The organism is Paenibacillus sp. USDA918EY (genome assembly GCF_009870825.1).
Taxonomy (GTDB): domain Bacteria; phylum Bacillota; class Bacilli; order Paenibacillales; family Paenibacillaceae; genus Paenibacillus_AQ; species Paenibacillus_AQ albilobatus.
In genome coordinates this window covers 59,832-73,253 of the sequence record NZ_WTWY01000001.1, presented here as the reverse complement: position 1 = coordinate 73,253, position 13,422 = coordinate 59,832, and the positions used below count along the sequence as shown (strand labels likewise).

Annotated in this window: 11 protein-coding genes; all 11 read right to left on the bottom strand. The window is 55.4% G+C overall.

Features of this window, described 5'->3' with window-relative positions:
* Positions 1 to 7: 7 nt before the first annotated feature.
* Positions 8 to 550 carry an ATP-dependent protease subunit HslV gene (gene hslV / locus GQY55_RS00430; protein ID WP_160037369.1) on the bottom strand — a complete coding sequence of 181 codons (543 nt, stop codon included), beginning with the start codon at positions 548 to 550 and terminating at the stop codon, positions 8 to 10.
* Positions 551 to 564: 14 nt separating this feature from the next.
* Positions 565 to 1,911, bottom strand: coding sequence for an FADH(2)-oxidizing methylenetetrahydrofolate--tRNA-(uracil(54)-C(5))-methyltransferase TrmFO (gene trmFO, locus GQY55_RS00425; RefSeq protein ID WP_160037368.1), 1,347 nt, complete (start codon positions 1,909 to 1,911; stop codon positions 565 to 567).
* Between the two features lie 35 nt (positions 1,912 to 1,946).
* Positions 1,947 to 4,043 (bottom strand): type I DNA topoisomerase, encoded by a 2,097-nt coding sequence (topA, locus tag GQY55_RS00420; protein ID WP_160037367.1) that lies wholly within the window; start codon positions 4,041 to 4,043, stop codon positions 1,947 to 1,949.
* Positions 4,044 to 4,111: 68 nt separating this feature from the next.
* On the bottom strand, positions 4,112 to 5,239 hold the full coding sequence (dprA, locus tag GQY55_RS00415) for a DNA-processing protein DprA (protein WP_160037366.1): 1,128 nt from the start codon (positions 5,237 to 5,239) through the stop codon (positions 4,112 to 4,114).
* Between the two features lie 109 nt (positions 5,240 to 5,348).
* Complete coding sequence (sucD, locus tag GQY55_RS00410; protein ID WP_160037365.1) at positions 5,349 to 6,278, bottom strand: succinate--CoA ligase subunit alpha; 930 nt, start codon at positions 6,276 to 6,278, stop codon at positions 5,349 to 5,351.
* Positions 6,279 to 6,314: 36 nt separating this feature from the next.
* Positions 6,315 to 7,475 carry an ADP-forming succinate--CoA ligase subunit beta gene (gene sucC / locus GQY55_RS00405; RefSeq protein WP_160037364.1) on the bottom strand — a complete coding sequence of 387 codons (1,161 nt, stop codon included), beginning with the start codon at positions 7,473 to 7,475 and terminating at the stop codon, positions 6,315 to 6,317.
* 617 nt (positions 7,476 to 8,092) lie between these two features.
* Positions 8,093 to 8,641, bottom strand: coding sequence for a hypothetical protein (locus GQY55_RS00400; protein WP_160037363.1), 549 nt, complete (start codon positions 8,639 to 8,641; stop codon positions 8,093 to 8,095).
* 203 nt (positions 8,642 to 8,844) lie between these two features.
* A complete protein-coding gene (locus GQY55_RS00395; RefSeq protein WP_160037362.1) occupies positions 8,845 to 10,431 on the bottom strand; it encodes a YifB family Mg chelatase-like AAA ATPase in 1,587 nt (528 codons plus the stop codon).
* Between the two features lie 165 nt (positions 10,432 to 10,596).
* Entirely contained in the window at positions 10,597 to 10,980 is a 384-nt protein-coding gene (locus GQY55_RS00390) for a YraN family protein (protein WP_236575319.1), read from the bottom strand.
* The gene (locus GQY55_RS00385) at positions 10,965 to 11,279 is read right to left on the bottom strand and encodes an EscU/YscU/HrcU family type III secretion system export apparatus switch protein (RefSeq protein ID WP_160037361.1); all 315 of its coding nucleotides are present in this window, start codon (positions 11,277 to 11,279) and stop codon (positions 10,965 to 10,967) included. The genes GQY55_RS00390 and GQY55_RS00385 overlap by 16 nt, the downstream gene beginning before the upstream one ends.
* A complete protein-coding gene (locus GQY55_RS00380; RefSeq protein ID WP_160037360.1) occupies positions 11,276 to 13,231 on the bottom strand; it encodes a hypothetical protein in 1,956 nt (651 codons plus the stop codon). The genes GQY55_RS00385 and GQY55_RS00380 overlap by 4 nt, the downstream gene beginning before the upstream one ends.
* Positions 13,232 to 13,422 lie beyond the last annotated feature (191 nt).

Sequence of the window (13,422 nt, the reverse complement as noted above, 5' to 3'; positions counted from 1 at the left end):
CCTGTCCTTACAGCTCTTCCACGATGATATTTCCATTCGTATATACGCAAATTTCCGAAGCGATTTTCAGCGCCTCGCGCGCGATGTCCTTGGCTTCGAGATTCTCGGCATGGCGTTTCAGCGCCCGGGCGGCCGACAAGGCAAAGCTGCCTCCCGACCCGATCGCGATCACGTCGTCGTCGGGCTCAATGATTTCGCCGCCGCCGGAGATCAGCAGCATGCTGCTTTTGTCCATGACGATCATAAGCGCTTCGAGCTTGCGGAGCACGCGGTCCGATCTCCAGTCTTTGGCAAGTTCTACCGCTGCACGCTGCAGATTTCCGTGGTGCTCTTCGAGTTTGCTTTCGAACTTTTCAAACAACGTAATTGCGTCCGCCACGGAACCGGCGAAGCCGGCTACGACCTGCCCTCTGTAGAGCCGACGTACCTTTTTGGCCGTTTGCTTCATGATCATGTTTTCGCCGAACGTCACTTGGCCGTCGCCCGCGATGGCGGCATTCCCGTTGTGGCGCACGGCGCAAATCGTCGTTGCGTGAAATGACATCTCCATATCCGTCAAGCCTCCTACTCTATACTTCCTGCCTCTGCTTTCGAAACGCCGTATTCTTTAACGAATTCGTCGATGCTGGCGAGCGCCCGATTGGCAAGCGCCTCGTTTTTCTCTTTTTTGTTGCGGATTTTTTTGTCCAGGGCGGGCAGCAAGCCGAAGTTCGCATTCATCGGCTGGAAATGTTTCGGATCGGCATTCGTGACATAATGGGCCATGCTGCCGATCGTACTGGTCTCGGGAAGGACGACGAGCTCTTCGCCTTTTGCCTTTCTCGCGGCGTTAATGCCCGCTATAAGCCCGGAAGCGGCCGATTCGACATATCCTTCCACCCCTGTCATTTGCCCGGCGAAAAACAGGTTTTCGTTCGTCTTAAGCTGATATGTAGGCTTAAGCAGGCGCGGGGAATTGATGAACGTGTTGCGGTGCATGACGCCGTACCGGACGAATTCGGCATTTTCGAGTCCCGGAATCATGGAAAACACGCGCTTCTGCTCGCCCCATTTCAAATGCGTCTGGAAGCCTACCAGGTTATAAAGCGTCCCTGCCGCATTATCCTGGCGCAGCTGCACCACCGCATACGGAAGTTCTCCCGTATGAGGGTTCACGAGGCCAACCGGCTTCATCGGGCCGAACAGCGCCGTCTGTTTGCCGCGTTTCATCATCACTTCGATCGGCATGCAGCCCTCGAAATAGATCTCTTTTTCGAATTCCTTCAGCTGCGCGACCTCGGCCGAAACCAGCGCGTCATAAAACGCGTTGAATTCCTCTTCGGTCATCGGGCAGTTCAAATAAGCGGCTTCGCCTTTGTCGTAACGGGAAGCCAGGTACACTTTGCTCATATCGATGGAATCTTTTTCGACGATTGGAGCTGCGGCATCGTAAAAATAAAAATACTCCTCGCCCATGAGCGCTTTGATCTCGGCTGAGAGAGAAGGCGACGTCAGAGGGCCTGTCGCAATGACAACGATCCCCTCTTCAGGTATATGCTGGATTTCTTCGTTTACGACCTCAATCAGCGGATGGTTGTGCAGAATGTCGGTAATGTCGCCGGAAAAACCGTCCCGGTCGACCGCTAAGGCGCCTCCGGCCGGAACCGCGTTTTTGTCCGCCGACTTCAAAATGATCGAGTCCAGCATCCGCATTTCTTCCTTAAGGACGCCGACCGCGTTGGTTAAGCCGTTTGCTCTCAAGGAGTTGGTGCATACCAGTTCGGCAAACTTGTCCGTATGGTGGGCAGGCGTTTTTACGACCGGACGCATTTCGTATAATTTCACGGGAACGCCGCGGCTTGCGATCTGCCAGGCAGCTTCGCTGCCTGCCAGACCCGCGCCGATGACGGTTACCTGTTTGATTTCATTCAACTTCATTACCTCCTACAGTTGCATACAACATGCTGTCAGACTGTTTCTTCTTCGTTTTCTTCGATCTCCTGGGTGTAATCGCAGGAGGTGCACTGCAGCTTGGCTCCCTGCTTGTTCCGTTTCTCCACCATCCACGAGCCGCATTTCGGGCACGGAACGCTGGATGGGCGGTCCCAGGATACGAAATCGCATTCCGGATAACGGTCGCATCCGTAAAAGATGCGTCCCTTTTTGCTTCGGCGTTCCACGACGTGTCCTTCCTTGCATTTGGGACAGGTCACGCCGATATCCTTGACGATCGGTTTCGTGTTCCGGCATTCCGGAAATCCCGAGCAGGCCAGAAACTTGCCGAACCGTCCCAGCTTGTATACCATCGGCCGGCCGCACTTGTCGCAAATTTCGTCGGAAACCTCGTCTTCGATTTCGATTTCCTTCATTTCTTCTTCGGCGACCTCGAGGCGTTTTTCGAAAGATTCGTAAAATTCCTTGAGCACCTTTACCCAATCCTCGGAACCTTCCTCCACATGGTCAAGATCTTCCTCCATATGGGCGGTGAACTCGGCATCCAAAATTTCGGGGAAAAACTGCTCCATCTGTTCGATGACCAGCTCGCCAAGTTCGGTCGGAACGAATTTCTTGTCTTCGATCGCCACGTACCCGCGTTTCTGGATTGTTTCAAGCGTCGGCGCATACGTGCTCGGACGTCCGATTCCAAGCTCCTCCATCGTGCGCACGAGACGCGCTTCGGTGTACCGCGGCGGAGGCTGGGTAAAATGCTGCTTCGGCTCGATTTCTTCCTTCTTCAGCTTATCGCCCGGCGCAAGCTCGGGCAAAAACTTCTCTTCCTCCGTGGTGCCGTCATCGTTTCCTTCGACATACACCTTCATGAAACCCGGAAAACGCACCTTGGAACCGGAAGCGCGGAATACCGCGGTACCGGCCGCAATGTCCACCGACAGCGTATCGAGCAGCGCGGAAGCCATCTGGCTGGCCACGAACCGCTCCCAGATCAGCTTGTAGAGGCGGAGTTGATCGCGGCTCATGTAAGCCTTGACGGACTCCGGATCGCGCAGCACCGACGTCGGGCGGATCGCTTCGTGCGCATCCTGCGCATTCGCCGCTTTTTTCGAATATTCGCGCGGGGATTCCGGAACGAAATCGCCGCCGAATTTTTCCTCGATGAAGGCTTTTGCTTCCTCCTGCGCGGATGCGGCGATTCTTGTCGAGTCGGTACGCATGTAGGTGATCAGACCGACGGTGCCTTCCTTGCCGAGTTCGACACCTTCATACAGCTGCTGGGCGACGGACATCGTCTTGGCTGCGCGGAAGTTCAGCTTGCGGGCAGCCTCCTGCTGAAGGGAGCTTGTCGTAAACGGCGGCGACGGATGCCGCTGGCGCTCCTTCTCCTTGACTTCCGCCACCTTGAAGGTGGCCCCTTTAATCGCCTTCAGAACTTCCTGAACGTCCTCTTCCTTCGAAAGCTCCTTCTTTTGCCCTTCAAGCTGATGAAACTTCGCTTCGAACACGGAGCTGCCCTTGGCAAGCTTGGCGGTGATGGACCAGTATTCTTCAGGGACGAAAGCGTTGATTTCGTTTTCGCGGTCGATGATGATTTTGACGGCAACCGATTGCACCCGTCCCGCCGACAAGCCCTTTTTGACTTTCTTCCATAATAATGGGCTGATCTTGTAACCAACCAATCGGTCCAAAATCCGCCTTGCCTGCTGGGCGTTCACCAGATCCATGTTGATTTTGCGCGGCGTTTTGAACGCGTCCTTGACGGCTTGCTTCGTAATTTCGTTGAATACGACCCGGCAGCTTTCCTTGCCGTCCAGCTCAAGCGCATGCGCCAAGTGCCAGGCAATCGCTTCCCCTTCGCGATCGGGGTCGGCTGCGAGATAAACCTTTTTAACCTTTTTGCTGGCGTCTTTCAGCTCTTTGAGCACGGAACCTTTTCCGCGGATCGTAATATATTTCGGATTGAACTCGTTTTCTATTTCAACCCCGATTTGGCTCTTTGGCAAATCGCGAACATGGCCCATGGAAGCCTTTACGATAAATTTGTTGCCCAAGTATTTGCCGATCGTTTTCGCCTTGGCGGGCGACTCCACGATCACCAGTGAATCAGCCATCGGTTCATCCTCCTCTCCTACATTCAAAAGATTCGTTCGCTTTGACGCGATCCAAAATTTAAAAGTTGTCAGATCATCTTATATATAGCACCAGGCAATTGGGTAATCTGCTTTTTTATGATTAAAGATAACAGAACTGAATGCAAATGTCCAAAATCCCACCGGCTATGCTGCAGCAGTTCGTCCAGCGTGAACGGCCCCTGCTCCAGTATATGGTATAGTTCCAGCTCATCCGTTGTCAAATGACCCGCTGCGCTTTCAGCCGCCTCTTTTACCTGGCGTTCCCTATTGTATGTATTCTTATGCCCGTTTGGCAACCATGAATCGTATTCCTCCAAAACGTCGGCCGCGGAACAGGCCATTTTGGCTCCCTGGCGTATCAGATTGAGCGTTCCCCGGCTTTTCGGCGAATTCGCCTGGCCGGGCACGGCAAACACGTCCCGTCCGGCATCCAGCGCCAGATCCGCCGTAATGAGCGACCCGCTCCATTCATCGGCTTCCACCACGATCGTGCCCAGCGACAATCCCGCGATGATCCGGTTCCGCTGCGGAAACAATCCGGGATGGGGCCTTGTCCCCGGAGGATATTCCGTGACGACCAGGCCGTTTTCGGCAATTTTGGCAAAAAGCGATTTGTTTTCCGGGGGATATATGATATCCGCCCCTGTCGCCATGACGGCTATCGTTCCTCCTCCGCATAATAACGCAGCGTCGTGGCAAATGCTGTCGATTCCTCTGGCAAGCCCGCTTACGATCGCCAGCCCGCCGGCACATAACCCCTGCGCCAGATCCGCTCCCATTTTCCGCCCGTACGCGGTCGGCACCCTTGTCCCAACCATCGCCACCGACGGAACGTGCAGCAGACTGGCGTCCCCCATCGCATACAGCACCTGCGGAGGATCGGGGCTTTCCTTCAGCAGCGCCGGAAAATGGTCGTCCAAAATGGTGATGATGCGGGTCCCCGATCGTTGTTCCTGTTGTTCCTGTTCCTCCTGTTTCCGCCGAACATAATCGACCGTTAATTCGTTCGCCAGCCGCTCCGACAATTCGACGGAAAAGCCGAAGTTTTCCCAAGCCTTACTATTAAAATGGAACATCTCTTCCGTCAGCATGCCTTCCTTCATCAAACGGGCGATGCTCCTTCTGCCAAGCCCCTTAAATTCGTGCAAACCGATCAGCAGCCATCGCATATCCATCACGGATCACCCCAAACATCAAAATTTATAAACAAAAAAGCAACCTTTTATTCCCCTGGAGGAAATAAAAGGTTGCTTACCTTTGAATCTATAATAACCCGATGCCGGATTAGTGTGTCAAGCATTTGTCCAGCAGGCCGCGTTCCTTCAAAACGTCGACCAGCGTGGAGCCCATTTCGGATGGCGTTGGAGCGACCTTGATGCCGCACTCTTCCATCTTGGCGATTTTTTCTTTCGCCGTGCCTTTCCCGCCGGAAATGATGGCGCCTGCATGGCCCATGCGTTTTCCCGGAGGAGCGGTAACGCCGCCGATGAAGCCGACGACAGGTTTCGTCATGTTGTCGCGGATCCATTCCGCGGCCTCTTCTTCGGCCGTGCCGCCGATTTCGCCGATCATGATCACCGCGTAAGTATTCGGATCCTCGTTGAAGCGTTTCAGCACGTCGATGAATTCCGTCCCTTTGACAGGGTCGCCGCCGATGCCTACGGCCGTGGACTGCCCGATGCCGCGGGTCGTCAGCTGGTGAACGGCCTCGTACGTCAGCGTTCCGCTGCGGGATACGACGCCTACATGGCCAGGCGTATGGATATATCCCGGCATGATGCCGATTTTGCATTCGCCGGGCGTAATGACGCCAGGGCAGTTCGGTCCGATCAGGACGGTCTTTTTGCCTTCCATGTAACGGGAGACTTTAACCATGTCCAGCACCGGAATGCCTTCCGTAATGCAGATCACGAGATCCATTTCGGCTTCAACCGCTTCCATGATGGAGTCGGCGGCAAATGCCGGCGGTACGTAAATAACGCTCGCCGTTGCGCCCGTAGCCGCTTTGGCTTCGGCAACCGTATTAAACACGGGCAGGCTGACGGACGTTCCGTTTTCCAGCTCGATGTCGACCGTTGTGCCGCCTTTGCCCGGCGAAGTGCCTCCAACCATTTGCGTTCCGTAATCAAGGGCTCCTTTTGCATGGAAAAGGGCGGTTTTCCCGGTGATGCCCTGGGTAATCACTTTTGTATTTTTATCGACCAAAATACTCACGATTCGTTCACATCCCCTAATCTTATTTAAAGGTCCTTATTTTACGAGCGAGACGATTTTTTGCGCGCCGTCGGCCATGGAATCGGCAGGAACGATGTTCAAGCCGGATTCGGCCAAAATTTTCTTGCCGAGATCCACGTTGGTGCCTTCCAGGCGCACAACCAGCGGACGGGTCAAGCCAAGCTGCTTCGCCGCTTCGACCACGCCTTCGGCGATGACGTCACAGCGCATGATGCCGCCGAAAATGTTGACGAAAATGCCTTTGACCTGCTCGTCGGAGAGAATGATTTTGAACGCTTCCGTTACCTTCTCCGTCGTCGCGCCGCCCCCAACGTCGAGGAAGTTGGCAGGGTCGCCGCCGTAGTATTTGATGATGTCCATCGTTGCCATGGCAAGCCCCGCGCCGTTAACCATGCAGCCGATGTTGCCGTCTAGGGCGATGTAGCTTAGGTCGTATTTGGACGCTTCGATTTCTTTTTCGTTTTCTTCATCCAGATCGCGAAGTTCTTGAATGTCCTTATGGCGGAACAATGCGTTGGAGTCAAAGTTAAGTTTGGCATCCAGCGCCATGACGTTGCCGTCGCCCGTTACCACCAGCGGGTTGATCTCTGCGATCGAGCAGTCTTTATCCACGAAAGCCGTATAAAGGGCCATCATAAATTGAACGGCTTTGTTTACCAGTTCTTTAGGGATGTTGATGGCATAGGCGAGTCTGCGCGCTTGGAATACCTGCAGTCCTACGGCCGGATCAACCACTTCTTTGAAAATTTTCTCCGGAGTTTTCGCAGCCACTTCTTCGATCTCCGTACCGCCTTCTTCCGAACCCATCATAACGACGCGGCCAGTCGCACGGTCAACGACGACGCCCACGTAATATTCCTTCCGGATATCGCAGCCTTCTTCGATCAAAAGGCGTTTCACTTCCTTGCCTTCCGGGCCTGTCTGATGCGTAACGAGAACCTTGCCGAGAATTTCCTCGGCATAAGCGCGGACTTCGTCAAGGTTTTTCGCAACTTTGACGCCGCCTGCCTTACCGCGTCCGCCGGCATGGATTTGAGCTTTGACGACCGTGACCTGGCTGCCCAGCTCTTTTGCCGCTTCGACGGCTTCTTCCACCGTATAAGCGACCTTTCCGTTCGGAACGGCAACCCCATACTGCTTCAATACCTGTTTTCCTTGATATTCATGGATATTCATTTACGGAATCCTCCTATCAACATGACTGCTACAAGGCGGGTTTTTCTCTTGGAAAATAATATAAACCCAAGCTATTGTACCATGTTTTTAAAACGCTTACCTTAATAAACTGAATGAATATCGACAGCTTTTTGATATCGGTTTAATCCGTTTCAGAGAATGTTTGGAATTTATTTACATTTACTTCGGTTTTGAATTCCTTTCTTCTGCCATTCCGCCCTGATCGGATAAATGAAAAACGCTTTCTGCCGCTTTGCTTCTGAAACCTCTGATGTCCCCGCCTGCCGCTTTCCTAGTATTGTTAACATCATCCCATGGATTCAGTATGAACCCATTTCAAGGGAACGCAAAATGGGCGCTGCATCCAAGAAAACATGACCACTGAAGCAAACGTTTGTCGAATGACTCTCATGGTTTTCGACAAACGTTATGTTATTAAAATGTGATCTTGAATCATTTCTTGAACTGCAACGGCCTCTACCGTTTACCTGTTAAAATGGTTCATAATCCAACCATGAATCCCCCAAACCTTCTTTCGGAAGAGGTTGTATCAATGAAAGCATAATGCAAGCCATTCTTAAAATGTCAAATTCAGAAGGCGTCCTAAAATCGCCGTCTTAATTCAAGTAGATCGCGTATTTAGCATCCATCAGAAAAATCCGTTCCGAATACCCGTTATCATCAAACGTAGCTGAAATAACGTATGTATTATGTGCCTCGTCTTCATTCTTAGGTAGATCATTGATCAGGAATTTTTCATCTTTCGCATTATAAACATAATCCAAATTCCTTCCCGATTCGCTCTTTGTATGTTGATCCCCATACAATTTCTCAATTTTCTCCTTAGGCATTCCGGTTTCGGCGCCGCGCTCCGTCTTGTAAACGCCTTTCGAATCAGAAGTAAGTATGATTCCAGCTACCGTATCATTTCTGTAAAATAGGCTGACCCCCTGAGGATAATCAACCGTATATAACATTTCGGATTTTGAACCGCTCCCCAATACTTCCTCGGCTTCCGCCCTGCTCATTCCGTATTTCACCTTTTTACCACTGCCAACTTTAACGATTGCCATATCATCTAGAGAGAACTTATCCGAAGCCTTTCCGGCGCTGCAGGCGCTAGTTATGATCATGAAAACCGCAAACAATATTGCAAGCTTTTTCATTCGCATCCTCCTCGTGCGTTGCCATTTTCCTAAGTTTACCATAGGTGTTATGGACAGCCAATTACAAGTAGGAGAGAGCGCCGATAGAAGCCTGCCCATTCATGACGATTTATTCCGCTTGATCATTTCCTTCACAGAGCACCGAAATAAATTATACGGGCGCCCTTCAACGATGACGAGAAAATGGTTGCTCCTTTGAGTTTCTAGACCACCGTTTCGTTCTGAGGGCGGTCCAAATTCCGGTATTGGATGGCTTCGGCGACGTGGGAGGACGATATGCGGTCCTTTCCGTCCAGGTCGGCGATGGTTCGGGAAAGCTTTAGTATCCGGTCGTAAGCCCGCATGCTCAAGCCCAATGCCTCGATCGTTTGATGAAGCATGTCGGCGGTATCCGGATCCAGCTTCGTAAACCGCCGCAGCGCGGTCGCGGCCAGCTCGCTGTTCCAGCTGATCTGAAGCCTTTCGTAACGTTTTATTTGTCTTTCATGCGCTTCCAGAACCTGGGCGCGCATTTCCGCCGAGGAAAGGCTGAACTTCTCCCTCGTCCACTCCCTCGGCCTTGGCACATCGACCTGAAGATCGATCCGATCCAGCAGCGGTCCGGAAATCTTCGAACGGTACTGCGCGATTCTGGACGGGCTGCATATGCAAGGATGACCGGGATGTTCGCTGCCCAGGTAACCGCACGGACAAGGATTCATCGAAGCCGCCAGCATGAATCTCGCAGGGAAGGTATGTACCGCCCTCGCCCGGCTGATCGTTACGTATTTGTCTTCCAGCGGTTGGCGCAGCACCTCCAGCACTTGGCGGTTAAACTCCGGCAGCTCGTCGAGAAACAGGATTCCGCGGTGGGCAAGGCTGACTTCCCCCGGCTTCGGAATCGTTCCCCCTCCGATCAAACCGCCGCTTGAAATGGTATGGTGCGGGGAGCGGAACGGCCGGATTCGAAGCAGACCCGCCGCCGGTTCCTTCAGCTTCCCTGCCGCACTGAAAATTTTTGTCGTCTCCAGCGCCTCCTGCTCCGTCATGGGCGGCAGAATGGTCGGAAGGCGTTTGATCAGCATCGTTTTCCCGGTTCCCGGCGGACCGATCAGCATAATGTTATGCATGCCGGCGGCGGCGATCGTCAGCGCCCTCTTTACGTGATGCTGTCCGAGCACATCGGCATAATCTTCCGCCTGGTGCACTGGTTGGTCGGGGTGAAGGCCCCTTTTAAATCGCAAACCTTCCAAAGATAAAATACGAAGCGGGCTGTTTTTATCCGAGGCTGCCAGACCGGCTTCCTTTTGCCCCAGAGCCAGCAGCTCATTCAAATGCCCAATTGCATAAATATTCATGTTCTCGATTAGAGCGGCTTCCGCCGCATTGTCCTTCGGAAGCAGGACGGCGGAAAAACCCTCCCTTTTGGCGCGGTCGACCATCGACAACACGCCCGTTACCGGCCGCAGGCTCCCGTCCAGCGCCATTTCCCCGATCAGCAGCAGCTTTTCCTTCTGGGGCAGGATAAGCTGTCCGCTCGTGCACAGTATGCCGAGGGCGATGGCCAGATCAAAGGCGGAACCTTCTTTGCGCAAATCGGCAGGAGCCAGGTTGATCGTCGTCCGCTGCAGAGGGAAGGTGAAACCGCAGTTTTTGATTCCTGCCCGGACGCGTTCCACCGCTTCCCTGATCGCCGAATCAGGCAAACCGATGATCGACGTTTGGGGCAGACCGTTCGAGATATCGACCTCCACCTGTATAAGAACCCCGTCGATTCCGTATAAACATGCACTGTACATTTTTCCGTACATACGACAAAAGCACCCTTTCTAACAGATCGTTTCGCTGCAATCGTATAGCAGCAACGTTCCTGTCGAAAAAAGGTGCTTCCTTATTTTCGAATATCGATATGATCAAATTGTAAAATTGCGGCAGAAAAAAGTCAAGACATCGGATTCGCCTCGCAGAACCCGTATTCAAAAGGCCCCTTCGATATGCTGAAGCGACACGGCGTTCCACGCCGCATCCAGTTCAATCGCGATCACGTCAAACCGAAGCTCCCGCTCCTCCAGCTGTTTATAATGCAAATAGGTTGACGCGATGCCGCGAACCCGGCGGATTTTGCGGTAATCGACCGATTCGGCCGCCGTGCCGTAGCGGCTGCCGCTCCGGCTCCGGACTTCGACGATGACCAGCAGGCGGCCGAGCTCGGCGACAATATCCAGCTCCCCGCCGCGGCAGCGCCAATTCCGGTCTTTAATGGCATAACCCTGCCCAACCAAATAGTCGCAAGCAGCCTGTTCGGCCGCAGCTCCTTTATCCCGCCGGTTATCCTTTTCCCTCGTCATTCCTTCAGCCATTCCCTCTCCCTTTCCCGTGCCAAGCGGTCTGTCCGGTAAATATAGCTTAGCACCTCCGCAACAAGCTGATAAAGCTCGGGAGGAATTTGCTGGTCCAAATCCAGCTTGGACAGCACCTCCACCAGCGCCGCGTCCTCCTGAACGGGGACGCCGTGCTCTTTGGCTTTTTCCAGGATCGCCTCGGCGACCTTCCCCCGGCCTTTGGCGGCCACCACGGGCGCCGCGGCTTCACCCGGGCTATATTTCAAGGCTACCGCCTTTTTCATCGAATAGGGCGGCTCCTGTCCATTTTCGTTCATACCCGAAAATCCACCCCTCTATAGCGTTGGGGAACATAATCGCTGACCGCTGCATTGGCCGCGGAACCGGACTCCGAATCGGTTTCTTTCATCGGCATCGGCTCCGCCTTTAGGGTCAGCAGCTGGTATCCGATCGACTCGATCGCTCCGGAGATGTCTTCCCTGTAGTTTTCCAGCAGCTCCCCGGCCCAATCGTGGGCATTGTGCACTTTTAAGCTGACGATCCGGTCGACGACCTGCACATCCACAAGCGTCTGGCCCAGATGTTTCATTTGCAGGTCAAACCATAACCGGCAGTTGGAGGCATCCAGCTCGCCTTTGGCGCCCCGGCGGGACTGGATTTGAACCGACGCCGTTTCTTGCCCGTCCGGACCGTTCAGCGGCAGCATCAGCGTCACCTGGGCAAAAGGCGCGGTCCGGTCCGTGTTCAGCAGCAGCTGCTGCCCGGTCAAATGGGAAACCAGCTGCTGCGCCGCTTCTTTCAGCTGCGGCGGCGTATCGTCATGGCTTAGCAGCTGCAGCAAAACGCCCTTCAGCGTGTCCTGCTGCGTGCCTGCGCCCTGCAAGGCATGCTCGGCGCGGGTCCCGGCCGCCTCGAGGGCCGGGACCTGCGCGGCTGCCGGAGGATGTACACCGGCAGCCGCCGGGCGGGCCTGCTGTCCTTGCACGGCCGGAGCCGAAGCGTCGGCCGCCGGCGGCTGCAGGCCCGCCCCGCCCGCGCTAGCGGACGCGGGCGGCTTCACGGCGGCGGCACCTGCCGCGCCGCCGCCCGTTGCGGGCCCCGGCCCAGCCGGGCCCGCCTCCGGCGCCGCACCCTGGCCGATGGCCGGTGCGGCGGCTCCCGGCCGCGCGCCTTGCGCCGCGGCCGCCGTTTGCGCGGGCGGCATCGCCCCGCGCACGCCCTGCTGCTCGTGCTCCGCACCGAGCAGCTTCAAAATCCGCCCGACCCACGGCTCCGCGCCGTGGGTCTTGGGCTGCTCCGGCGCCGCTTGGCTGCCGGAGCCCATCGGCGCCGCCGACTCTTGCGGCGGCGCCATTTCCGTGGCCGGCGCTCCAGCGGAGCCGGCCGCGCCGCCCTGGAGCGAAGCCAGGGCGGGCGCCGCGCGCAGCTGCCCAAGCACCTGCTGCAGCTTGGCCAGCAGCGGGGGCAGGCCCGGATCGCCTTCGGCCGCTCCCGCCTTCACCGCAGCCGTTCCGCCGTTCTCGAGGCCGGCCGCCGTGCCTTTTGCCTGAGAAGCAGGGTTTGTCCCTTCCTTTGCCTCCGCAGGCGCAAAAATGCCGTCAGATGCGGCAGCCGAAGCGGCCTGATGACCGTCACCCGCCGCCGGTCCCGCCGCGGGTTTGGCTTGCCCTGATGCGGCCAACGCCTCTTCCAGCCGCGTTTCGAGCGCGGCCAGCAGCTCGTGAACCGGGGGGCCAAACACCGCCTGCTGCAGCCCGCGGACGCTTTCCCCCGTCACGGGCAAACCCCGCTGCAGCGCAATCGCGGCGGCTTGCACCCATTCCGCGACCGGAACGGAGGCCGGCTTTTGCTGCAGCATCCGGCTGAACAGCTCGGCATTTTCCTTTGTCAGCGGCACGCCGCTTGCCTGCATCGCCTGAATCATGGCCCGGTTGTCGTCCGTATCGGCCAGCCCGAGCGCATTCAGCACGTCGGCAACCGATTTTGACGGCAGCGACGAATAAGGCGAATCGGACAACGGCTTCAACACCGTCATTCCGCCGGCCGTAGGCGGCTGCACCTGCAAAAGCGTCGCCTGGCCCGCCTGCAGCGGCGTTTCGAGCACCGCCCTTACCTTGACTCCCTGAATCTGTACGACGGCTTCCTGGCCGTCTTCCGAGACGCTGAGCACCATGCCTCTGACCACCTGGCCGGTTTTCATCTCCAGCTGCCTGGCTTCCCCCGGTTTGGCGTCGCCAAGCAGGCCGCGAATCAACGAACCGATATTCACGCCTCTTCCTCCTTCAATCATGCGAACCCTTTTTTCAGGATTTTGCAAAATTCGATTCCGGCCGCTCCCGGGTACAATATATAGACGAATGAAACCGTTTCGCTCTATCTATTGCTGATTGAATGTCGCTCCTTGGATTTTTGCAAAATCCTCTTCTATATATCGGCGCCGGCCTCCCGGCTGTGAAGCAT

Excerpts from the sequence above, each read along its gene's own strand:
- GQY55_RS00385 (WP_160037361.1), bottom strand. The coding sequence starts at position 11,279 with ATGAACGAAAATGGACAGGAGCCGCCCTATTCGATGAAAAAGGCGGTA.
- GQY55_RS00400 (WP_160037363.1), bottom strand. The coding sequence starts at position 8,641 with ATGAAAAAGCTTGCAATATTGTTTGCGGTTTTCATGATCATAACTAGC.
- dprA (WP_160037366.1), bottom strand. The coding sequence starts at position 5,239 with ATGGATATGCGATGGCTGCTGATCGGTTTGCACGAATTTAAGGGGCTT.
- GQY55_RS00390 (WP_236575319.1), bottom strand. The coding sequence starts at position 10,980 with ATGGCTGAAGGAATGACGAGGGAAAAGGATAACCGGCGGGATAAAGGA.
- GQY55_RS00395 (WP_160037362.1), bottom strand. The coding sequence starts at position 10,431 with ATGTACGGAAAAATGTACAGTGCATGTTTATACGGAATCGACGGGGTT.
- hslV (WP_160037369.1), bottom strand. The coding sequence starts at position 550 with ATGGAGATGTCATTTCACGCAACGACGATTTGCGCCGTGCGCCACAAC.
- topA (WP_160037367.1), bottom strand. The coding sequence starts at position 4,043 with ATGGCTGATTCACTGGTGATCGTGGAGTCGCCCGCCAAGGCGAAAACG.
- sucC (WP_160037364.1), bottom strand. The coding sequence starts at position 7,475 with ATGAATATCCATGAATATCAAGGAAAACAGGTATTGAAGCAGTATGGG.